Source organism: Chroococcidiopsis thermalis PCC 7203 (genome assembly GCF_000317125.1).
GTDB classification, from domain to species: Bacteria; Cyanobacteriota; Cyanobacteriia; order Cyanobacteriales; family Chroococcidiopsidaceae; genus Chroococcidiopsis; species Chroococcidiopsis thermalis.
The window spans coordinates 3,745,283-3,768,649 of the sequence record NC_019695.1 but is presented as its reverse complement, the minus strand read 5'-3'; the positions used below and the strand labels follow the sequence as shown (position 1 = coordinate 3,768,649).

Here is a 23,367-nt window from a genome sequence, read left to right as displayed (position 1 = left end):
GTAATTTTTGACTGGTAACAACATAAAAGTAGCTGTTCTCGCTTTTGAGTTCCCGCGATCGCTAGCGAGTTAGTCAAGCTTAAGATATTTTACAGTAGTAGCATGAAGACACCAGCGATCGCCCCCCAAAACAGACTCCCAAAGAGAATTCCAAACAAAACTCCCCGAGTCGCGTAGGGATAGCAATCGATTTCAGCGCGATCGATGAGACATTCACCGATGTGGCATTCAGATGTTTGCTCGGATAAGGTGGGATTTAAGGTAATTTCGCTCAGCATTACGTAACTCCAAGCCGAAATAATTTTTATTATTCGTTAGCCAAGTTCTAAGATTCAGCTATAACGTAAGCATAGGCAACGAATGTGACTAATTTGTGAAACTTAAATGCGATCGAGATCGAAACGATGCGTATTTTAGTAGTCGAGGATAACGAACTGATTGCGGAGACATTAGCAGACGTGCTGCAAGACCAGCATTATGTCGTAGATATTGCCCTCGATGGAGAAGCTGGTTGGCAACAGGCGGAGGCTTTCGACTACGACTTGATTTTGCTAGATCTGATGCTACCTAAGCTCGATGGCATTAGTCTCTGCAAGCGTCTGCGTAGTTCTGGTTATGGAAAACCAATTTTGATGCTGACAGCACGGGACTCCTCTGCTGATAAGATTGTCGGTTTGGATAGTGGGGCTGATGATTACGTCATTAAACCTTTTGATGTCAACGAATTAGCAGCCCGCATCCGCGCCTTGTTACGTCGAGATAGTCCGGGGCGACAACCGATTCTCAGTTGGGGAGAGTTAAAGTTAGACCCCAGCACCTTAGCTGTCACCTATGGCTCCCAAGCAGTTAATGTCACCTCCAAAGAATATCAAATGCTGGAATTGTTTTTGCGCAATCGCCAGCGGATCTTCAGCCAAGCTGAGCTTTTGGATCGCCTCTGGGCATTAGAAGATTCGCCGAATGAAGAAGTCGTGAGGGCGCACATTAAGCGCCTGCGCCATAAGCTGACAAACGTAGGAGTCCCGAAAGACGCAATCCAAACAGTCCACGGCTTGGGTTATCGCCTCAAGGAGCGATCGTGAATTCAAAAGCTCTTAGATACCGCTTGTTTGGCACGTATTTGGCAATTATGGCAGTGCTATTAGGTGCGTTTGCGGGAGTGACCTATTGGTTATTTGCTCGCAGTCTCTACTGGGATTTAGACCAGCAACTGACGGCTATGGCAAGAATTGCAGCCTTGAGTCTAGGCAAGCAGAAGCATCCTCAGATCGATTTGAATGATGATATTTGGGATGATTTAGAAATTCGCGGCGTGACATTGGAATGGTTCGATGCTAATGGTAAACCCTTGGCAACACAGGGAAGGCGTAGATCGTCGCTGCCCCCCCAAGTGTCTGACTCGGTGCAGCAAATTGGGCAGTTACGCCAGTTAACGATCGCCGTTCGTAGTCCTGACATTCAAAGAGCAGGACAATTGCAGGGCTATGTTCGAGTCAGTAAATCTCTCAGAACAGTGGATGAGTTGCTGGAAAAGTGGCGCTGGCGGTTGAGTCTCGGTCTGCTTACAGAACTGGGATTGTGTGGATTGGGTGGATATTGGCTGACGCGCCAAACAGTGCAACCGATCGAACAAAGTCTGATGCGAGTCAAATGGTTTACTGCCAACGCTTCTCACGAACTAAGAAGCCCTTTGACAGTGATTAAAAGTAATATCGGTTTGATTTTAAATCATCCAGAGCGAATTCATGCTGCGGATAAAAAAAGAATAGCAGCGATCGCCTGGGCTGCCGACCAAATGACAAACCTGATTGAGGATTTGCTCTTTCTCGCCCGCTCCGACCAAACTCAACAGATACCCCACTCAGCAAAAGCCCCTTTAGATCTGGAGCCAACATTAAAAAGTTTAGTAGAGTCCTTTGAACCCCAAGCTCAAGCAAAAGAAATTCTCCTAACATCAGATTTAACTTCAGGGCTATATGTATTGGGAGACATCGCTCATATCAATCGACTATTCTCTAACTTAATTGGCAATGCAATTCAATACACCCCAAAGGGCGGGCGAATTTGGGTAACAGCGCGGACTCAAGGCACGCAGATTCAAGTTGACGTTCGAGATACTGGAATTGGCATTGCGACAGAAGATAGGGATCGAATTTTCGATCCCTTTTGGCAGGCAGATGAGGCTCGCTCCTATCATTCAAGCGGCTATGGCTTGGGTTTAGCTATCGCCAAGACAATTACAACTCAGCACTCAGGCAAGATTTATGTCAACAGCGAACTGGGGCAGGGAACGACTTTCACAGTCGTTTTACCCCTGTCATTCTCAGTGATGTCTTAGCGCAATACCTCAATTGCCTTATTTGGTAACTCCGATTGTGTCGTTTTGACCGGAAAGCGAAAGACAGCAACGATCGCTCTCATCGTAAACACAAACATTGTCAACGCACCGATCGCAAAAATAATATCACCTGGAATCCGCAACCATACAGTCCATCGCATCCACGGGCTACTAATCACCTCAGCACTACGAGCATACCAAGTGCCGTGTTCGATCGACTGCGCCAATTGGTAGAAGCCATTGGGAATTAGTCCTAAAACTAGCATTCCAACTAAACCGCCATTAATCGTCCAGAAGCTAAAACGCAAGAGCCGCTCGTTCCAAGCCTGTTCTGGCACAAATTCCCGCAAGGCAAACAACATCAGCGCTAGAGCTAAACAACCATACACGCCAAACAAAGCAGAATGGGCGTGAATTGGAGTCGTGTTCAGTCCTTGAGAGTAATACAAGACAATCGGAGGGTTAATTAAAAAGCCAAACACTCCCGCACCGATTAAATTCCAGAAACAGGTGGCAATGAAAAAGCGTAGCGGCCAACGGTAAAACCCTTCTGCTTCCTGAGATAGTCTTAGGGTCTTCAAGACTTCAAAGCCAATCAGTGTCAGGGGTACGACTTCCAGCGCCGAAAATACCGCTCCCATCGCGGCAATAAATGTCGGCGTACCGGAGAAGTATAGGTGGTGCAATGTACCGATTACCCCACTGCCTAAATAGAGAATCGTGGTGAGATAGGTGGCGCGTAATGCCGAGGATTTCTTGAGGAATCCCAGTTCGCTACACAAATAGGCAATTACCACTGTCGCAAACACCTCGAAGAAACCTTCCACCCATAAGTGAATCACCCACCAGCGCCAATACTCTGCAATGCTCAGGGATGTGTGGTTGGTGTAGGCTAACCCCACCGAATAAAACAGAGGAATCGTAATTGCACTGTAGAGGAAAAAGTGACTTAACCCCGTCGGAGTTTTTTCCTGTTTCAGGGCAGGCTTGAAGGCACGGTACAGCAGCCACAACCAAAAGACCATGCTGCCAATCAACAGCAGTTGCCAAACTCGCCCTAATTCAATGTACTCGTAGCCCTGATGTCCCCAAAGGAAGCTATCTTTTACGTCCAGCACCCCTGTCACGGCTTGCCAAGTGCCAACGATCGAGCCGACCACTACGATCGCCAACGCTCCCAGCAGAACGGTATTGCCCAAGGCTTGATGCTTGGGTTCGTGTTGACCGAACCGAGGCGCAAAATACAATCCAGCCGCTAACCAACAGGTAGCAATCCAAAACAGAGCGAGTTGCAGATGCCAGGTGCGCGAGGCAGCATAGGGAAGGAATTGCATCAGGGGAATACCGTAAAATCCTTCCCCTTCCACGGCATAGTGCGCGGTAAACATCCCCATTAAAATTTGCACCAGAAACAATGTCATCGCCACGCCAAAAAATAGCGAGGTTACTTTCTGGCTGGGCGTAGGAATGCGGACGGCTGGACGAGCCGGAACGGGCTGGACTTCATCTGTTTCTTCTTGCGTCAGGTAGATAAATAGAAACACGCCAATACCCGCAATCAAAACCACCACAGATAGGATCGACCAGGTGATAAACTGTCCTGGAGCTTGATTACCAATTAGGCGATCGGCGGGCCAATTCGCCGTATAGGAAAAAGGAGCATTGGGGCGATTGGCAGAAGCTGCCCAAGCAGTCCAGGCAAAGAAGCCAGTGACATTGCGAATTTGGGTATCGTCTTTGAACCAGCCATCAGGAATAGAGTGGATGGCAGAACCATGCGCTAAAAGTGGCTGATAATCTTGAAAAACTTGTTTCAAGCCTTGAGTTTGAGCATCCGTCAGGAGTAGCGTGCGGGTTTGGGGATCGTAGCGGTTGGTCTTGAACTGCTCGCTTACCCTTGCTGCCAAACTGGCTCTTTCGGGAGCGGGTAAAGCATCCAAGTCTGCTTGAGAAAAATCTGGCTGACTGTTATAGAGAACGCCAGCAGTGCTTAATCCCCAGCGATGCAGCACGTCAGCCGTCCAATCGGGCGCGAGATAGCTGCCATGTCCCCAAATACTGCCAATGTGTTGCCCGCCGCGAGCTAGATAGATTTCTTGTCCCGCTTGGATCTCGGCTCGTGTCAGGATAATTTCTTGCTGCGGGGATTGCACCACATCGGGGACGGGTGGGGCATTTTTCCAGATCGCTGCTCCGGCAGCTAGCAAAGTCGTAAAGGCAATGATGCAGATGAGTACTAACCAGGCAGGTAGGCTGAGCGATCGCCCTCCAGTTGCGGCGCGATCGCCATTCACCGATATAGAATCAGTCATTGCCGCACCTCCAAATAAAGATAAAAGAATGCCGATCGCAAATCGAATCGTGCAAGTCGAACTCAGTTCAACCCACATTCGCACTCGCAACCTTCATCTTGGTCGTACTTTTAGTTTGACAAACTTGCTCGCTAGTATCTCTGAGCTAGCTCATAGTTCGATCCTTGGATGAGACAAATCACATCAAATTGAGCGGATCGACATCGACGATCATACTCACATTATGAGGACAAAGCGCTCGCACCTGTTTCTACTTCAGTTGTTATTATTCTTGAGTCCTTGCAGCCGCGATCGGATTGGTTTTTGTATCTGCTTGAAGTTCAATAGGATGCTCGTGAACAAATTCATCAAACAGCTGGAAAAACTGTTCTAGGGCAGCACGATCGTCCTGAGAGAAAAACATTACAATCCGATCCCAGGTTTGATTGGAAGTTAGATTAAATTTTTGCTGAATCCAAATTGGAAATTCTGCAAATCGCTGTTCTTGTGAAGTTTGAGGAATTCCTAGTTGGCGACGAGCAAAGCAGTAGCCTGCCAGAAAAGTGCGGAGATTGGACACGGAAGCTTGTCCCAAATACATAGCAGGACGTTTCTGGATATTGCGAATGAGATCGTACAAATCAATCATTTGTTCCTCCAGCTTAAAATGCAGTTTCAGTAATTTGGAAGCTGCCACCTAAGTCCTGAGCGGGACAGTAGAGGTTATCAATCCAGTCTACTTTGGAAATTCCTTCGGGATGGATGTTGTCAAAAATCAGCTCTTGTCCGTCAATTTCAACAGAGATAGCTTCATGTCGTCCGTTGACGGAGATATTTTGTTGGAGGCGTTCGTGATAAATGTTACAGAATGGATCTTCTATACTACCTGTAAAAAGGCTAATCTGTTTGCCAAAAACACGCTGCTCAATGAGGAATTGGCGCAGAGCAATGGCGCAGGGAACACATTCAAAAATCTGGAACTGTTTAGCGATCGCGCTCAGTTGACAATGAAGATTAGCGCTGGTCATGATGCAGTTTGGTCAAGCAGCGATCGTAATGGGTATTGGATGAGAGACATCACATCAAATTGAGCGGATCGACATCAATGGTCAAACTCACATTATTAGGACAAAGCGAACGCACCTGCTGCCAATCAGGTAACACTGGTTGCAGATCGGTCGCAATCTTCAGGAGAATTTGCCAACGGTAACGATTAGCCACTCGCAAAATATTCGCTGGGGCAGGACCCAAAATTTCCCAACTAGGCGTAATGTAATTATTGAGATAGGATGCGATCGCTCCAGCTGTATTTTCTACCGCACTCGCCTCAACACTACTCAAACGCAACAAAATCAATCGTCCGTGAGGCGGATAATTCAACGCCACTCGCTGTTGCAACTCCGCCTCTACAAACCCTTCATATTCATGTTGCCGTACGGCTTGAATCACCGGATGATCGGGAGTATACGTTTGTAGGATCACTCTACCAGGATCGTCACCGCGTCCCGCCCTTCCCGCAACCTGAGTCAGAGTTTGAAAGGCACGTTCTGCGGCTCTGTAGTCGGGTAAATGCAATAACCCATCCGCCGCTACCACACCAATCAGGGTAACTTGAGGCAGATCCAACCCTTTCGTCAGCATTTGCGTCCCAATTAATAAATCTGCTTCTCTGTTGGCAAACTGAGTTAACAGCGTCCGGTGCGCCCCTTTAGTCCGAGTTGTATCGCTATCAAACCGAATAAACCGCAACTGGGGAAACAACCGCGTAATTTCCTGCGCCACCCGTTGCGTCCCGCTGCCAAAAAATTTCAAATAGGGGGAACCGCATTCGGGACAATTACGAGGATGAGATTGACTGTAATTACAGTAATGACACCGCAACAACTGCGGCGCACCTTCTTCCGTATGGTGATAGGACAGCGACACATCGCAAGCAGGACACTCCAGCACGTTACCGCAACTGCGACACGAAACAAACGTGCTGTGTCCCCGTCGATGGATAAATAAAATTCCCTGCTGTCCCCGTGCTTGCAACTGCTGCAAAGCCTCCAACAGCGCCCGGCTGAAAATCGAGCGATTGCCCTCCTGAATCTCCTGACGCATATCCACCACTTCTACAGGTGGGAGAGGGCGGGATTGGATGCGTTCTGGTAAGGAGAGGTAATGGGTAGTTGGTAGTTGGTAGTTGGTAGTTGTTTGTTGTTGCTCCTCTGCCCCTCTGCTCCCCTGCTCCCTACTAATCACCCAACTTTCCAAAGAAGGGGTTGCAGAACCCAACACTAAGGGACAGTTTTCTAATTCAGCGCGCCACTGGGCGACGGTACGGGCGTGGTAGGTGGGGATGGGGGAGTCTTGCTTAAAGCTGCTGTCGTGTTCCTCGTCTAAAATAATTAAGCCAAGACGGGGTAAGGGGGCAAAAATAGCAGAACGAGTACCAATGACAACTTGGGGTTCTCCTAAGAGCATTTGTCGCCAGGTATCGTATCTTTCTCCATCTGAGAGGGCGCTATGGTAAACGCATACTTTGCTACCGAAGCGGGCGCGGAATCTGTCTGTAAGTTGGGGAGTTAAACCGATTTCCGGTACTAAAACTAAAGCCGATTTGCCTTGACGTAATATGGGCGCGATCGCCTGTAAATAGACTTCAGTTTTACCCGATCCCGTCACTCCATGCAATAAGACGCGATCGCATCCTGCTAATTGAGTAATTGTTTCTACTGCTCGTGACTGAGCTGCTGTCAGCGTTTTTGGCTCGTCTGCTGCTTGCAATACTCCTTGTTCTTGCCGCAGCATTTCCCGTTCTTCAATGACAACATAACCCTTTTGTTCTAATGTTTTGAGGGTGCTAGGACTGGCGTTACACAGTCGTAACAATTCGCTCAACCAAATATCGCCGCCCTGCCGTCGCAACACGTCTAAAATTTCCTGTTGTCGAGACGTAATATCTCGTTCTAATCCCGTACCTACCAACGTTACAGCTTTTTGCAACTTGGGTCGTGTCAGGCGGGGTGGTTCTAGATAACTTTCTACCAACGACAGGCGCAACAATTCTCGCACTCCCCGATAGGCATTTCTAACTTGCCGTTGCAGATAAATAAAGCTGTAGTCTTTATTAGGTTGAGCTTGCAGCAGTGCCAAAATTTCTTTCGCCGCCGGAGTGCAGAACGCATCAACACCAGGCTTAATTTCCCCAATTAGTTTAATCCGACGCTGCGATCGCCCCAATAGTCCGGGTGGCAAGGCAACGCGAATCGCTGCAATCAAGGGAGTGTAGTAATATGCTGCCACTCGATTGAGTAGTTCCCAGTAAGCAGGCGGGAAAAAGCCCCGACTCACCACATCTTCAACAGCACGAATTTTGTCTGGCGATAGATCGACGGGAGGATGTTCTACAAATCGTAAGGCGATCGCACCAACTTGATTTGCCCCAAACGGCACGCTGAGGATATCTCCCGGTTGTACCGTCAATTGAGCTGGCAACTTATAAGTATAGACTTCCTGCGTTCCAGGACAATCTACCAAAACTTCCAGCCAACGCTGGTTCGTTTGCGATTGGTAGTATCCTTGTAATTCAGCTACCACAGATCTGCCTGTTAAATTTACCCCGACCATACCTAAATTAGCCTACTCCTACAATTATCCTTGGCGCGACCTGTGGTAATCCATATTACAATTTGCCTTCTGAATTCGCAATGAAGGGAGTGGGGAGCAGTTAGTTTTGACTTCTGACTTTCGACTTTTGACTTCCAATAAGTATTTTCTCCCTATTGATAGAGATTTAAACCGTTAATTCTATGCCATCCTAATTTTTAGGAACAAATACTTTAAGAAAATTTAATGAATCAGCTAATTATATGTGTATAATTGGTAACTTTTATTAACAGAGCTAGCCTACATTTAGGAATACTAAACATCTAATTGGCTTGGTATATCTCATAACTTTTGGAGAACCTATTCATTTTTCTGAAATACAGAGCAAATTTTAATAAAAACTTAATAGGTTTGCCATAGAAAAACAGGAAATCTCTAACTATTTACATTGCATTTCAAACGATAATTAGCCTACGATAAGCATGGTTGGAAAATTTAATAAAACTCTCGCTCTCAATTTACAGTGTTTATTGCCGAGCGAACTTGGTGATAAAAAATACGAATTTGAAAGGTCTTCAAGTCGAGAAAAACTGATAATAAGCTTCTAATCAGAAGATAATTACCCAGACAAGTTTCAAGCCTGAAACTTAATTTTTAATTAAGTAGTCTCCCATCTACCTTGTGCCAGTGTTTATGTACGAAAGAAAGCAGCCGTACCAACACGATCGCTTCCCTACCCCTGAATTCAACAGCGATATAGATATTGCCGAAATAGAGGTAATTACCGCTTTGAATCGAGAAGTCGAATCGGAACCAGAGCAGCTACCCGAGCTAACAACACCCAATATAGAAGAAACAGCGATCGCCTTGACAGAAGGGTGGGAGGCTGACGAACGAGACTTTGATGGGATTGGAGCAGCAAGAGCTTCGGAGTATCAAAAAACTCAGTTTGACGACGCAGTGGGAGCGTTTTTTAAAGAAATGGCGCGTTATCCCCTGCTGAAAGCAGACGAAGAAGTAGAATTGGCGCGTCGAGTTCGGTTTTTAGTTGAAGTTGAAGAAACTCAAAGAGGATTGCAAAAGCAACTCAAACGTCAACCAAACCGAGAAGAATTGATAGCGGAGTTAGGAATTTCAGACAAGCAATTAGAACATCAACTGTATTTGGGACGAGTGGCAAAGCGAAAAATGATCCGTTCCAATTTACGCTTAGTAGTTTCTATCGCCAAACGCTATTTAAATCGTGGTTTGCCATTTCTAGATCTGATTCAAGAAGGCGCAATGGGACTCAACCGCGCCACGGAAAAATTCGATCCCGACAAGGGATATAAGTTTTCTACCTATGCCTATTGGTGGATTCGTCAAGCAATTACGCGGGCGATCGCTAATGACGCTAGAACAATTCGGTTACCAATTCACATTGTTGAAAAATTAAATAAACTTAAAAAATATCAACGAGAGTTAAAACAAAAACTCCAACGCAATCCTTCAGAAATTGAATTAGCCGCAGCATTAGAAGTTCCACCAGAACAGCTACGTCAATTACAACAGTTACGGCGCAAAGCTTTATCTCTCAATCATCGAGTCGGGAAAGAGGAAGATACAGAATTAGTCGATCTCTTAGAAGACAACGACGCTCAATCTCCCGAACAACAGATGAGCGAAACCATGATGAGACAGGAAATATGGGATGTTTTAGGCGATGTCCTTACTCCCAGGGAAAAAGACGTAATTTCTCTGCGTTACGGGTTAACGACAAGCGAACCTTGTACCTTAGAGGAAGTCGGTTGTTTGTTCAACCTCTCGCGCGAAAGAGTCAGACAAATCCAAAGTAAAGCCATGCGGAAACTGCGTCGTCCTCACATTGCTAAACGCTTGAAAGGCTGGCTGTTATAATTTTGGTCGCGCAAAGACGCAGAAGGGCAAAGCGTTACTGAGGACTAGTAGCTTGTTGCTAAGCATTGCATACGTGAGATCTCCTTGAGACTCGGATCGCCCGCGAAGATACCCTTCATTCCTTTGTGCCTTTGCGTCTTTGCGCGATATTCTCTTTCAATCGGCTCCAATTGCTACCATTTCTGTAGGGTGCGACACGTGCATTGCACCCTCCAAAGCACGAATTACGAAATATGAACTATAGCGATCGCCTCACTTCGCGCTATGAAATTCAGCAGCAATTGGCAAAAAAAGCCGGGCGCAAAACGCTACTAGCGCGAGATTTGAAAACAGAAGCATTAGTTGTTATCAAACTCCTCTCCTTCGGGATAGATTTTGAATGGGAGGCATTGAAATTATTTGAACGGGAAGCAGAAACTTTAAAAGCTTTATCTCATCCCGCTATTCCTAAATATTTAGATTTTTTTGAACTCGATACACCCTACACTAAAGGTTTTGCTCTAGTACAGTCTTATGTAGAAGGGAAATCTATAGAAACAGAACTCAAAGCTGGACGAAGGTTTAGCGAGGCGGAAGTCAAACAATTAGCTAAGTCAGTACTAGAAATTTTGATTTACCTCCACGGACAAAAACCACCAGTCATTCACAGAGATCTGAAACCCAGTAACATTTTGCTTGGGGATCGCATAGAAAAAATATATTTAGTCGATTTCGGTTCCGTACAAACTTTAGCTTCTAAGGAAGGCGGAACTATGACAGTTGTGGGGACATATGGCTATATGCCACCCGAACAATTTGGCGATCGCGCTGTTCCCGCCTCCGATTTATACAGCTTAGGTACAACTTTAATTTACTTGGTTACGGGGATTCATCCTGCCGATCTGCCGCACAAAGACGGCAAAATTCAATTTGAATCAGTGGCAAATTTGAGTCCTGAATTTACCCGCTGGTTGAAGTGGATGATTGAACCAAACTTAGATCGGCGTTTGAGTTCGGCTCGGGAAGCATTAGCAGCTTTAGAACAACCTGTAAATATCGTACCGATAATTTCGCAACCGTTTGGAAGTAAGATTAAATTACATCAAGATGCCAATTCTGTAGAAATTTTACTTCCTAGCAAAGGTTTTAGTCCTGAAATTCTTTCTTTAAGCTTATTTGCGATCGCCTGGAATTCGTTTTTAGTATTTTGGCTAGCCTCGGCTCTCATCACAGCACCAATGGGAATGAATCTTTTCTTCGCCTTATTTTCACTCCCTTTTTTGGGTGCGGGTGCAAGCATGGTCTGGCGGATATTATCAGCTTTATTTGGGAAAGTCCGAATTACTATAGATCCTCAACAAATAACCCGCAGTTACGAAATGTTCGGCTTTCGATTTAAACAGCCGCGCCATCAACTGCCGAGACAAGAAATTGAAAAACTGGCGATCGCATCTTTTGGCAATGTCTCTCGTTTGACAATTTGGGCGGGAACCAAAAAATACGAACTGGGTAACGACGGTTCAATCTCTCCCTCAGAAATTGACTGGCTAGCCCAAGAACTCAGTGCATGGCTGGAAATACCAATTACAAAACAGTAGCGACTCATTTCTTAACTACTCCCTGCTCCCTGTTACGAAGTTATCGCACCCCATCTATGATTAGTAAGAAGGAAGGTTGACAGGAGAATTTTATGTTTGGTCTAGGATGGGCGGAAGTCGGAATCATCTTCATTATTGCAATTCTAATTTTTGGTCCCAAGAAAATTCCCGAAATCGGCAGTTCCCTGGGTAAAACCCTACGTGGCTTCAAAGAAGAACTGAAAAATCCCCAATCAGACGATCCCAATTCTGAAGAGGAATGAGGAAGTCAAAAGTCAAAAGTCAAAACCATATTTTTGCAAATGACCAATGACCAATGACAAATGACTAAATCTGATTCACCGACGATACGATCCCCATTGCATTATCTTGCGCCGCCACGCTGGGAGGCTGGAGAGAATTATCGCTTAGGGGATTACGGGCTTGAATTAAGCTAATAGCACGGCTGACGCTTTCTGGGAGGATCGCAACCAAACTACCGTTGGAAGCAGTGTCTAAACCTGTATTGATTGCTGTCGTCTCATCTAAAACGATCTCGTAACGACAATCGGACTTGACCTGCATAATTCCCTTGGAAATTAATTCAGCTGCGTCTCCCCTGGGGCGACCTCTGTTATCGTCGTCTTCTTTAATAATGATGCGATCGAAAATTTCTGCTGAAAGCCTACCCAACATAATAAAATCTTCGTCACGGCGATCGCCTGGACCCCCAATAACACCAATTCTTTCTCCTGCCGTCCAGTTGCGAATGAATCCCCCTAATGCCTCATAGCTGTGCGGATTGTGAGCGTAGTCTACCAAGGCATGATATTCACCCAGGTTGAATAAATTCATCCGCCCAGGAGTCTGACTGCTGGAAGCGCGGAACGTAGCCAATCCAGCACGGATCTGTTCGATCTGCACGCCATAGGCATAAGCTGCCAAACTTGCGGCTAAAGCGTTGGCAATCATAAACGGTGCGCGTCCGCCCATAGTTAACGGTACGTTCGCTGCCTGTTCGATCCGCAGCGTCCAATCTCCTTGCAAAATTGAGAGGTAGCCGTTTTCATACACTGCTGCCAAGCCACCCTGCTGGGTATGCTCTTGAATCAAAGGATTGTCTGGAGACATGGAAAACCAAGCCAGCTTAGACTTGACGCGATCGCGCATTTGTGCTGTAAGAGGGTCGTCGGCGTTGAGGACGGCATAACCATTTGGTTGCACGGCTTCCGCTACTACACTTTTGAGGTGCGCCATTTGTTCGAGCGTGTCAATGTCGCCAATTCCTAAATGATCGGCAGCCACATTCAACACCACCCCAATATCGCTAGCATCAAAAGCCAGTCCCGATCGCAAAATTCCTCCCCGCGCCGACTCCAGTACGGCAACTTCCACCGTGGGGTCTTGCAAAATCAACTGAGCGCTTTGGGGACCAGTATTATCACCTGGTTCTACCAAATAATCGCCGATATACGTGCCATCAGTTGTGGTGTAGCCGACAACCTTACCACTCTGTTTAATCAGGTGTGCCGTCAGGCGTGTAGTGGTTGTCTTACCGTTCGTCCCCGTCAAGGCAATAATTGGAATTCGGCTGGGCGTACCTGGGGGAAATAGCATATCTAATACTGCCCCAGCAACGTTACGCGGAATGCCGCGACTGGGAGCAACGTGCATCCTAAAGCCTGGAGCCGCATTCACTTCGACAATTACACCCTCAGTTTCCCGCAACGGGCGGCTGATATCGGAGGTGACAATATCGATCCCCGTGATATCTAAGCCAACGATTTTCGCGACTCGCTGCGCTAACCAAGCATTTTCTGGGTGAATGTCATCGGTACGGTCTACAGCGATCCCGCCCGTACTCAAGTTTGCTGTTGCCCGCAAGTAGCAAACTTCGCCCTCTGTTAATACCGTATCTAAGGTATATCCCTGGCGTTCGAGCAATTGAAAACTGGTGCGATCGAGTTGAATTTTGGTCAGGACGTTATCGTGTCCCTCACCTCGATTCGGGTCTTGGTTCGTTTCTTCAATTAACTGTTCGATCGTACTCTCACCATCACCGACAACGTGAGCGGGGACGCGCTCGGCAACGGCAACCACCTTGCCGTCTACGACTAATACTCGATGATCGCGCCCGACGTAGTAACGCTCGACAATGACAGCGCGAGAAACTTCTTTCGCAGCATCGTAGGCGGCTTCAGCTTCTTCCCAGGTTCTAATATCGATCGTGATCCCCCGCCCGTGGTTGCCATCCAAGGGTTTAATCACAATTGGATAACCGCCAACAGAGGCGATCGCATCTTCTAATTCATCTAAATAGCTAATTGTCGTCCCTTGGGGAACGGGTACGCCTGCATTGCCTAAAATCCGTTTCGTACTCTCCTTATCGCAGGCAAGTTCTACACCCAAAATTCCCGTGCGATCGCTCATGGTAGCTTGCACCCGCTTTTGATTCGCACCGTAACCCAGCTGAATCAAAAACCGCGCCCCCAAATTCATCCAGGGAATTCCCTTAGCTGCTGCCTCTTCTATAATCGCTTCCGTACTCGGTCCTAGCGCCGCATCCCGATACAGTTCCTTGAGATCCTGCAAATCCTGCTCTAACTCAGCCTGGGGATATCTTCCTTGCTCCACAATACTTTGGCACATCCGCACGGCAGCCCTTCCCGCATAGCGTCCTGCCTGCTCGTCTTCATAGTCGAACACCACCTGATAAATCCCTGGCGTTGAGGTTTCCCGCGTCCGTCCAAAGCCGACTGACATGCCTGCCAGTTCTTGTAACTCTAAAGCGATATGCTCCACCACATGCCCCATCATAGTGCCTTCCCGCACCCGCATCAGGAAACCACCGCGACACCCAGGAGAGCAGAAATGCGATTCTAAACTCGGCAGAGTTTCGACCAGTCCTTCATAGAAGCCTGGGATTTGATTCGTTGGTTGCTCGGCTAACTCTTCTAAATCGAGCCGCATCAAGATCAGCTTATGTCGGCGAATGCTCCAATAGTTGGGACCGCGTAAAGTCTGGATTTTCAGAATTCTCATGGGATTGGGAAATGGGGGGTGCAACCAATTAACTAGTGTCTCGCTCAAGACTTAGCGACAACTGTATCGAAAATCACATTTTCACTGAAAATCAAAAATGCAACTCATATTCTTCCCAATGAAAGAATATAATTCCGAATTCCGAATTCCGAATTCTACTGAGGTAGTCTTTGCACGGGAGCCAAAACGATCCGCTTTTGTAAATGGTAGCGATCGCCATAACTCAAAATATGCACTCGTAAGTTATGCAAACTCAAAGGCTCGGCAGCACCAATATCGGCATGGTTAGTGTAAGACATTTCCCCAGGATCGACAATCGTAACTGTACCTTTGCCCATTACCCTTAAAGTGCCATCTTTCTCGACCATAGCGCAAGTATCTTCATCGATCCCGATCCCCAGACGATCTGGATGACAGGCAACTGCACTGAGCAACCGTCCCATCCGGTTGCGATTGTGAAAGTGCTGATCCACGATCGCATCAGGGATGATTCCCAGACCGATCGCCATATCTACCAGCGCTCGATTTGGTGACTCGCCGCTGCCACCGCCAGCAATCATGTGATGCCCCATCACGGCAGCTCCCGCACTCGTACCAGCTAAAGTCAACTGTCCCCGCTGCACCCGCATCCGAATAATATCCATCGCTGGGGTATCTGCCAACACCGCACACAGACGTAGTTGATCCCCCCCGGTCAAAAAGACTCCCGTACAAGCAGCCAGACATGCCTGAACGTTTGGCTCATCGCACTGTTGTCGTTCTCGGATATCCAAGACTTCAACTTTTTTTGCTCCCATTTCTTCAAAAATGCTAAGATAGCGTGCGCCAATAATTGTCGGTTCGCGAGAAGCAGAAGGAATAATAGCAATATGGGCATCTGTCGATCCGGCACGAGCAAAAAACGTGTGCAGGATTTCCCTTCCGTGAACCTTATCCTCTGCTCCACCGATCACCAAAATGGCTGTTTTTGTAGCTTGGGGAGTCCTCATTTCCAGCGATTGAGCCTCTAATTGCACCATTGTTTCTTTCCTTCTCGTCAACCTCATTCAAAGTCCGCTCCCGCGATCGCTTCAGTGCTGCAAAGCATTCAATCCGAGGTTGAGACCGTACCAATTGATTTTTTTTTACCCTGACCGCTCAGTAATTTGCCAGACGTGACAATATTTAAACATAATTTAAACAATAAGCAACACTTTTGTCATTCGTCATTCGTCATTTGTGAGCAGCTAGCCACCAGCCACTAATCACTGATAACTGTTTAATATAGTCATTTTTCTGGTTGAGTTTTTGTGCGTTTTGATATAGTTACTCTCTTCCCCGACTTCTTCACCTCTCCTCTTAGCTCAGGATTGATGTGTAAAGCTTTGGCAAAAAAAATTGCTGAGGTAAATCTGGTTAATCCTCGTGACTTTACCACGGACAAGCACCGCAAGGTCGATGACGAACCCTACGGTGGTGGTGTAGGGATGTTGATGAAACCAGATCCGATTTTCGCTGCCGTTGAATCACTCCCAATTTTACCGCGTCGAGAAACGATATTAATGACTCCTCAAGGTCAACCTTTGAATCAATCGTTGCTCAAAGAATTAGCAGGTAACTGCGAGCAAATAGTCATTATCTGCGGGCATTATGAAGGGGTAGACGATCGCGTACTGCATTTAGTCACGCGAGAGATTTCTTTAGGTGATTTCGTATTAACTGGAGGAGAAATTCCCGCTCTAGCATTGATGAATGGAGTTATCCGGCTACAACCAGGAACGGTAGGAAAAACAGAGTCTCTTAAAGCCGAAAGTTTTGAGGCAGGGTTGTTAGATTATCCTCAATATACTCGTCCGGCAGAATTTCGCGGCTGGAAAGTTCCAGAAGTTTTACTTTCGGGCAACCATCAAGCGATCGCCCAGTGGCGCTACGAACAGCAAATTCAACGCACCCGCGAGCGTCGTCCCGATTTGTTAGAGGGAGCAGGGGAGCAGGGGAGCAGGGGAGCAGGGGGGACAAGGGGGACAGGGGAGACAAGGGGGACAAGGGGGACAAGGGGGAACTCGGGGACCCCACGACCGAAGGGAGTGGGGATTAGGGGGCGAAGGGGGACAAGGGGGACAAGGGGGACAAGGTTGCTGAGGGAGCAAGACAAGTCACAAGTCACAAGTGTTTCACGCAACTACCAACTACCAACTACCAACTACCAACTACCAACTACCCATCACCACTCTCTACCTGATAACTGTCAACTGTCTAGTCTTTTTGCTGCAAATGCGATCGCTTCTTCTACAGTCGAGATTTTACCTTCGATTTGCGCTAGTTGAATCTGTAACAGCATTTCCCCAATCAGCGGACTAGGTGAGAGTTGGAGGGCTTTCATTAAGTCATTACCCGTCAGAATTGGGGTAGGATGGGCAACTGGATCTTTGGGGTTGAGATAGCGGTGAATGAGCAAAGAGAGTAAATCTATACTCGTTCCTTGTACTACAGCTAAAATGACAATCGCGGGAAAAACAACACCAGCAGCACGAAAGAAAAAGTATTGCTCTGCTAAAGTCATTTGTTCGGGCGATTTTGCTTGGAGTTGAGGTAATAGTTGTAAGGCTGTAGTAACAGCTTTAATTTCTGAGCGACTGTAAGCTAATTTATCTAACTCTATTTCTGCTGTAGCTGAATTTGTAGAAACGAGACAAGTCAGTTTGACAATTCCCAACCAGGAAGTTTTGATTGTATTTCGTACTGGTTGACTGAGTTCTCGAACTAACTGGGGAAATGATGATAAGCTAGCAGCGGCAGAGTTAACCTTGAGTAATCGCTCTATATGCGATCGCGTCATACTGGGAAACCAAGGTGTAAGTAACCCATCTTCCCCAGCAACTTCCAACCATGCCGTACCGCGATCGCTATTGAGGAGATAGCCTAATTCTACTCGTACTCGTTCGGCTGCTACTCGTCCAATTAAAGGTGCAAGCTGACGAATTATCGATCGCGTATTTGGTTCGAGAGCAAAATCTAACTGAGCAGCTTGACGATAACCTCTGAGCAACCGTAGCGGATCGTCTTGCAAATTTGCAGGCGATATCATCCGTAACAAGCGTTGCTGTAAGTCAGTATATCCCTGTAAAGGATCGATGAGTTCTTGAGTGTGAGGATTGTAGGCGATCGCATTAATCGTAAAATCTCGCCGTTGCAAGTCGGTTTCGAGCGTAGCACCTTCTTGTAAGGCAAAATCAACGGTAGCATTTTTAAACACAACTCTAGCAATCTGCCTTTGCGCGTCGAGTAAGACAAAACCAGCTTTGTAATGTTTGGCGATCGCCCTAGCTGTCTCAACCGCTTTTTCTGGTAAAACAAAATCTAAATCCAAATAATCTGAGTTTCTCCCGAGTAGGCGATCGCGGACTGCACCACCTACTAGGTACGATGGTTGAGGCAACCATTCCCACTCAAAGGGCAGATTGGTAAATAATTGAGATAATAAAGGGGGAGACATCGCAACAAAAATCAACCCAGCAGTTGACTCACATCCAATTTGTATAAGCTAAATTAACAGAAAAGCCAATGGAGAAGGTTCTATGTGCATCTGCGTCAATTGCCATTACGTGGATCGCTGCATGACCTATCATGCAGTAGAACACCAACACCAGCAACCCCACTTGACCGAAAACCCAACTTTTGAACCAGTCGAACCAAGCATTAACGTCAACATCCGTCCTAAAGAAGACTACATTGAAATGGAATGGGACGTAGTAGGTTGCCTCAGTTTCAAAGCCGAAATGGGTAAATGGTCAAAACTGCGCCCCGGCGAACTCGTACCGACATGAAGATGGTAATGGGTAATAGGTAATAGGTAATAGCAGAGAGTCAACAGTTGATGGAAACAAAAAATTAATCATGAACCACCAACTACCAATTACCAGTTACCAATTACCAATTACCAACTACGCCCTTGCCCTACACACGACAACACCAGAGTTAGGACTGGCAATTAGTAATTTTCAGGAAAATAGACGCGATCGCGTCGTGCATTTGGGGCGCGATCTGTCAAGTTTTTTGCACCAAAATTTAGCTGAATTTTTGCAACCTCAAACTTGGTCTGACTTAGCATTTATTGCTGTAGCTAAGGGACCAGGAGGCTTTACAGGGACGCGGATCGGCGTGGTAACGGCGCGGACGCTAGCGCAACAACTCGATATTCCCCTATTTGCCATCTCAACTTTAGCCGCAGTCGCCTGGGGACATCGAGGCGAAAAACCTGTCGCCGTACAAATGCCAGCCCAGCGAGGACAATTATTTACGGCAATTTATCAATCGACTTCAGATTCGCAAGCCTTAACTCCCCTATTAGCAGATACAGTTATGTCTCCCGAAGCATGGCAGCAAACTTTGGCTGATTTTTCAGCCCCTTGTCAACTAGTTTCTGCTGAGGGGAATTTAGGAGCTTCTGTCTCTCAAATTTTAGAATTAGCCGAACTCGAATGGCAACAAGGCAAACGCCCCCACTGGTCAGCAGCATTACCTTTTTACGGACAGCATCCGGTAGACTGAAAAGTCAAAAGTCAAAAGCTAAAAGTCAAAAATTAGGAGTCAGGAGTCAGAAGTAATTCTCCCTCAGCTCCGTCGGCTCCGTCAGCTCATTGGTTGCGGATAACTGGTCACTGGTCACTGGTTACTGATAACTGTTCCCTGCTCCCTTATATCTTTTCAGCTAAATAACTATCTTTAGTCAGTTTCAGAATTATCGACATTAATTGATAGGGATTGATGGGTTTAGAGAGATGTATTTGAAAACCAGCAGCGATCGCGCGCTCGCGGTCTGATTCTCTGGCAAATCCAGTCAAGGCGATCGCTGGGGTATGAGTACCTAGTCCTATCTCCAGCATTCTAATTTGGTGAATCAAAGCATAACCATCTTCTCCTGGCATCCCCAGATCGCAAACCATAATATCTGGTTTGAACTGGGTAAAGGCAGCGATCGCTTCCGGTACTGAGCCAGCAACAACAATCTCAGCACCGTACTCCGTGAGAGCTACTGCCAATAATTCCAAAGTATCGGGTTCGTCATCAACCGCTAAAACTTTTCTCCCCACTAAGGGATATGGTTCTGATGTCTCCAACCAGAGATCGGCAGTAGAAGGCTGCCGATTTTGACTCAATTTTTGTTTTGGTAGTGGTAGCTGAACTGTGAAAGTTGCTCCCTGTCCAACTCCGTCGCTAGCAACACCAACTGTCCCACCGTGCATTTCGACGATGTGACGGACGATTGCCAGTCCCAATCCCAACCCGCCATGCGATGCGCTAGAGCTATTTTCTTGCCGAAAGCGATCGAATACATGCGACAGAAACTCAGCACTAATGCCTTGACCGCGATCGATAATTTGAATTTGAGCGTAGCTGTCAATTTGAGATTGGCTGTTAGAATCGTCAGCAACTAATGATAGGCAAATGTCTGCTTGTTGACCTTCGGCAGAAAACTTAATTGCATTACTTAGCAAATTCCAAAAGACTTGTTGCAATCGGTTAGAGTCAGCCAAAAGCAAAATTTGTCTTTCTATTTCTGCGTCTTCCCAATCAGGATCGACTGTAAACTTAAGTTGAATTCTTTTTGCATCAGCCATCGGTTGTACTGCCTTAATTGTTGCAGCAATAATCGACGGTAGATAGACTGGAGTAAACTGAAGTTCGAGCGTACCTTGAACAATGCGGGAGACATCTAATAAGTCTTCAATTAAATGTTGTTGCCATTTCGCATTGCGTTCGATCGCTTCTAATATTTCCCATTTAGTAGTCGTCGTAAATTTTCGCGTGCGAAGTATTTGCGACCAACCAAGAATGGCATTGAGCGGTGCGCGTAGTTCGTGAGACACAACAGCTAAAAACTCATCTTTGATCCGATTTGCTGCTGTTAAACTTTCGGCTTGTTGTCTTAGGGTATCTTCCATCTGCTTCGTGGAAGTAATATCTGTATGGGAACCAACCATGCGGATTGCAGCGCCAGTTTCATCCCACGAGACTTTGCCGCGAGACAAAATCCATTTGTAAGTACCATCTTTACAGCGAAGGCGATGTTCTGTGCGGTAAAATTCAGTTTGTCGGGCAAGATGCTCTTGTAGCGATCGCATCACCGATGCCACATCGTCTGGATGCACGCGGTTCGCCCATTCTTCAAAGCGATTGTCAATTTCATTTTCTGCATAACCCAGCATTGCTTTCCAACGGGCTGAAAGAAAAGCTGTATGATTTTTAATATCCCAGTCCCAAAGTCCGTCATTAGCACCATCTAGTGCTAAGTGCCAGCGAGCTTCACTTTCTTTAAGTTCTAACTGAATGCGTTGGCGTTCTCGCCTAGAAGCAGCCTCTTCAATCTCTCGTTCGATCGCGGGGACTAGACGCGCCAAATTCCCCTTCATAATGTAGTCGTGCGCTCCGGCTTTCATGGCTGCGACAGCAGTTTCTTCACCAATGTTGCCAGAGACAATGATAAATGGAATGTCTAAAGCTTTAGATTGCAATACGTGCAAAGCATCAGTAGCATTAAATTTTGGTAACGAGTAATCGGCTAGAATGATATCCCACTGTTGGCGATCTAGGGCGCTCGACATTGCCTCTGGAGTTTGTACCCTCAGCCACTCTACATCGTAGTTATGGCGTTCTAAATGACACACCAATAACTCAGCATCATCTTCTGAGTCTTCAACTAGTAAGATACGTAGAGGTTTACTCACGGTATGAGTTACATAGCGGGAATTCATTTAAGTGGAGCCAGTATAACCCAAGCTGCCGAGAAGCTACCAAAAAATCCGTAAAGTTTACAGGTTTGCGCACGTAGCTATTGCAACCTAATTCGTAGCTGTTAATCATATCTTCCTGTTCGTTGGAAGTTGTCAGTACGACAACGGTTAACCGTCAACTACCAATTATCAATTACCAATTACCAATTACCCATTACCATTACCGTAATGTAAAGAAAAATGTTGTCCCTCGACCTATGATACTCTCTGCCCAAATTTGCCCTCCGTGACGTAGAACGATCCGCTTGACTGTAGCCAATCCAATGCCATTCCCAGGAAATTCATCTTCTGAATGGAGGCGTTGAAAGGCAACGAACAATTTAGCAGCATATGCCATGTCGAAGCCAGCACCATTATCACTAATAAAATAAACATTAGAGGAATTAAAAGGAGATAAAGAGCGTTCTGTAAAGAATTTGAGCTGTTTTAATGGAAGTTTGCCAAATTCAATTCGAGCAGATTTTGTGCGCGAGGTAAATTTCCAAGCGTTATTGAGTAAATTCTCAAATAAAACTCGAATGAGTTGTGGATCTGCTGGTGCGGTGAGATCGGGAGCGATCGCAAATTCTACGACTCGTTCTGGTTGTGCCTGTTGTAATTCTGAAGCGATATTTCGTACCACTGCGCTCAAATCGAGATTTTGTAACCGCATTTCGCTGCGCGTCACCCGCGATAGGTGAAGCAATTCTTCAATCAGTTCTCCCATTCTTTGACTAGCAGCACGAATACGTTGCAGATAATGCTTCCCTTTTTCGTCCAAGTTAGTACAACGTTCTAGTAAAGCTAGACTGAAACCGTCGATACTGCGTAGTGGGGCGCGAAGATCGTGGGAGACAGAATAGGAAAAGGCTTCTAGTTCTTTATTCGCAGCTGCTAATTGTGACGTGCGCTCGGTTACCCGCTGTTCTAGATTATGATTGAGTTCTTGTAGAAGTGACTGTTCTTGTTTGCGCTCTGTAATATCTTGCAAATAAACTGATAATCCGTTCGCCGCCGGATAAACTCGAACCCCTAACCATTTGTCAAGTGGTGCCAAGAATTCTTCAAATTGAACGGTGACTTGTTCTGTTGCAGCTCGGCGATATTCGCGCTCGAAAACAGTTCCTACAATTGCGGGAAATTCAGACCAAACGTGACGATTGAGTAATTCTTCTGGCGATCGCTGCAACAAGTTTTCGGCTTGGGAATTAATGTAGGTAAATCGCCAGTCGCCGTCCAAGGCAAAAAACGCATCGGAAATGCTTTCTAGTAGTTCGGTGACTGCTTGACGAGCCTTTTGTTCGCGTCCCAACAATTCATCCAGTTGTTGATTGGCGTGTAATAATTCGGTGGTGCGTTCTACAACCGCATTCTCTAAATTGCCTTTTGTTTGTGCTAGCTCGGCGATCGCTTTCGCCAATTGGCTTTGAGTCTGAGCTAGCAGCAACGGACCATCAACGAGTAAAGAGTACTGTCGGCGCAGTGCAAAGTAAATGACAGCAATACTAGCAGTCAGCAAGTCCACAACAACTTGCACCTGCATTGTCAGTTGCGAATATTGTTCGTCAACAATTCCACCTACAACATGGACGGAGTGACCCACAGCACAGGTGAAAAAGATAATAACAGTTGCTAGAACGAGTGGGTTCTTGAGTAAATGCTTTTGTCCGCGTCGGAGTCCCTGAAAGATCAGGAAGGATATTGCGAAGTAGCAAACCGCAATGACACTATTTGCACCCAACAACAGACTACTAAGCATAAGCAAGAAAAGCTGGAAAGAATATTAAGGAATAATCCAGCTTAATCCACCTCTACAGTTATCAGGGAGCGCCCGAGCAGGGAGTAGGGAGCAGTGACTATTTACTACTAGCCACTCCCGACTTACGACTTACGACTTCCAA

Annotated in this window: 17 protein-coding genes and 2 pseudogenes; 8 read left to right on the top strand and 11 right to left on the bottom strand. The window is 46.5% G+C overall.

The features are described from left to right. Positions 1–89: 89 nt before the first annotated feature. Entirely contained in the window at positions 90–278 is a 189-nt protein-coding gene (locus CHRO_RS16510) for a hypothetical protein (protein ID WP_015155373.1), read from the bottom strand. Positions 279–404: 126 nt separating this feature from the next. On the opposite strand from CHRO_RS16510, the gene CHRO_RS16505 reads away from it, so the two are divergent. After that, on the top strand, positions 405–1,082 hold the full coding sequence (locus CHRO_RS16505) for a response regulator transcription factor (RefSeq protein ID WP_015155372.1): 678 nt from the start codon (positions 405–407) through the stop codon (positions 1,080–1,082). Beyond that, positions 1,079–2,338, top strand: a complete 1,260-nt coding sequence (locus CHRO_RS16500) for a sensor histidine kinase (protein WP_015155371.1) — start codon at positions 1,079–1,081, stop codon at positions 2,336–2,338. The genes CHRO_RS16505 and CHRO_RS16500 overlap by 4 nt, the downstream gene beginning before the upstream one ends. Here the strand turns inward: CHRO_RS16500 and CHRO_RS16495 are convergent. From CHRO_RS16495 to priA, 4 genes are all read right to left on the bottom strand, one after another. Then, positions 2,335–4,650, bottom strand: a complete 2,316-nt coding sequence (locus tag CHRO_RS16495) for a cbb3-type cytochrome c oxidase subunit I (RefSeq protein ID WP_041463214.1) — start codon at positions 4,648–4,650, stop codon at positions 2,335–2,337. The two genes, CHRO_RS16500 and CHRO_RS16495, sit on opposite strands and share 4 nt — an antisense overlap. A 265-nt stretch (positions 4,651–4,915) precedes the next feature. Continuing rightward, entirely contained in the window at positions 4,916–5,278 is a 363-nt protein-coding gene (locus tag CHRO_RS16490) for a hypothetical protein (protein WP_015155369.1), read from the bottom strand. Positions 5,279–5,291: 13 nt separating this feature from the next. Then, on the bottom strand, positions 5,292–5,657 hold the full coding sequence (locus CHRO_RS16485; protein ID WP_015155368.1) for a papain fold toxin domain-containing protein: 366 nt from the start codon (positions 5,655–5,657) through the stop codon (positions 5,292–5,294). Between the two features lie 49 nt (positions 5,658–5,706). After that, on the bottom strand, positions 5,707–8,241 hold the full coding sequence (priA, locus tag CHRO_RS16480) for a primosomal protein N' (RefSeq protein ID WP_015155367.1): 2,535 nt from the start codon (positions 8,239–8,241) through the stop codon (positions 5,707–5,709). Positions 8,242–8,913: 672 nt separating this feature from the next. On the opposite strand from priA, the gene CHRO_RS16475 reads away from it, so the two are divergent. The 3 genes from CHRO_RS16475 to tatA all read left to right on the top strand — a co-directional run bounded on the left by CHRO_RS16475 (position 8,914) and on the right by tatA (position 11,956). Then, on the top strand, positions 8,914–10,116 hold the full coding sequence (locus tag CHRO_RS16475) for an RNA polymerase sigma factor, RpoD/SigA family (protein WP_015155366.1): 1,203 nt from the start codon (positions 8,914–8,916) through the stop codon (positions 10,114–10,116). A 233-nt stretch (positions 10,117–10,349) separates the two neighbouring features. After that, positions 10,350–11,693 carry a serine/threonine protein kinase gene (locus tag CHRO_RS16470; protein WP_015155365.1) on the top strand — a complete coding sequence of 448 codons (1,344 nt, stop codon included), beginning with the start codon at positions 10,350–10,352 and terminating at the stop codon, positions 11,691–11,693. Positions 11,694–11,785: 92 nt separating this feature from the next. After that, positions 11,786–11,956 (top strand): twin-arginine translocase TatA/TatE family subunit, encoded by a 171-nt coding sequence (gene tatA / locus CHRO_RS16465; RefSeq protein ID WP_015155364.1) that lies wholly within the window; start codon positions 11,786–11,788, stop codon positions 11,954–11,956. A 64-nt stretch (positions 11,957–12,020) separates the two neighbouring features. Here the strand turns inward: tatA and cphA are convergent, their stop codons facing one another. Both cphA and CHRO_RS16455 read right to left on the bottom strand, forming a co-directional pair. Then, the gene (gene cphA / locus CHRO_RS16460) at positions 12,021–14,714 is read right to left on the bottom strand and encodes a cyanophycin synthetase (RefSeq protein ID WP_015155363.1); all 2,694 of its coding nucleotides are present in this window, start codon (positions 14,712–14,714) and stop codon (positions 12,021–12,023) included. A 155-nt stretch (positions 14,715–14,869) separates the two neighbouring features. Beyond that, positions 14,870–15,733: a cyanophycinase gene (locus tag CHRO_RS16455; RefSeq protein WP_015155362.1), complete on the bottom strand. Its 864-nt coding sequence runs from the start codon at positions 15,731–15,733 to the stop codon at positions 14,870–14,872. A gap of 270 nt (positions 15,734–16,003) precedes the next feature. Between CHRO_RS16455 and trmD the strand changes: the two are divergent. Next, a pseudogene (gene trmD, locus CHRO_RS34405) lies at positions 16,004–16,708 on the top strand (tRNA (guanosine(37)-N1)-methyltransferase TrmD); the annotation flags it as partial. A gap of 233 nt (positions 16,709–16,941) precedes the next feature. Here the strand turns inward: trmD and CHRO_RS16445 are convergent. Then, entirely contained in the window at positions 16,942–18,189 is a 1,248-nt protein-coding gene (locus CHRO_RS16445; protein WP_015155360.1) for a CCA tRNA nucleotidyltransferase, read from the bottom strand. An 82-nt stretch (positions 18,190–18,271) separates the two neighbouring features. On the opposite strand from CHRO_RS16445, the gene CHRO_RS16440 reads away from it, so the two are divergent. Beyond that, the gene (locus CHRO_RS16440; RefSeq protein WP_015155359.1) at positions 18,272–18,520 is read left to right on the top strand and encodes a Ycf34 family protein; all 249 of its coding nucleotides are present in this window, start codon (positions 18,272–18,274) and stop codon (positions 18,518–18,520) included. Positions 18,521–18,590: 70 nt separating this feature from the next. Further along, positions 18,591–19,244 carry a tRNA (adenosine(37)-N6)-threonylcarbamoyltransferase complex dimerization subunit type 1 TsaB gene (gene tsaB, locus CHRO_RS16435; RefSeq protein ID WP_015155358.1) on the top strand — a complete coding sequence of 218 codons (654 nt, stop codon included), beginning with the start codon at positions 18,591–18,593 and terminating at the stop codon, positions 19,242–19,244. A 146-nt stretch (positions 19,245–19,390) separates the two neighbouring features. On the opposite strand, the gene CHRO_RS16430 is transcribed toward tsaB, so the two are convergent. The 3 genes and pseudogenes from CHRO_RS16430 to CHRO_RS29720 form a co-directional block, all read right to left on the bottom strand. Continuing rightward, complete coding sequence (locus CHRO_RS16430) at positions 19,391–21,448, bottom strand: hybrid sensor histidine kinase/response regulator (RefSeq protein WP_015155357.1); 2,058 nt, start codon at positions 21,446–21,448, stop codon at positions 19,391–19,393. Beyond that, positions 21,414–21,599: pseudogene (locus CHRO_RS34810) on the bottom strand (hypothetical protein); the annotation flags it as partial. The gene CHRO_RS16430 and the pseudogene CHRO_RS34810, both read right to left, overlap by 35 nt. A gap of 48 nt (positions 21,600–21,647) precedes the next feature. After that, positions 21,648–23,225: a sensor histidine kinase gene (locus tag CHRO_RS29720; RefSeq protein ID WP_015155356.1), complete on the bottom strand. Its 1,578-nt coding sequence runs from the start codon at positions 23,223–23,225 to the stop codon at positions 21,648–21,650. Positions 23,226–23,367: the final 142 nt, after the last annotated feature.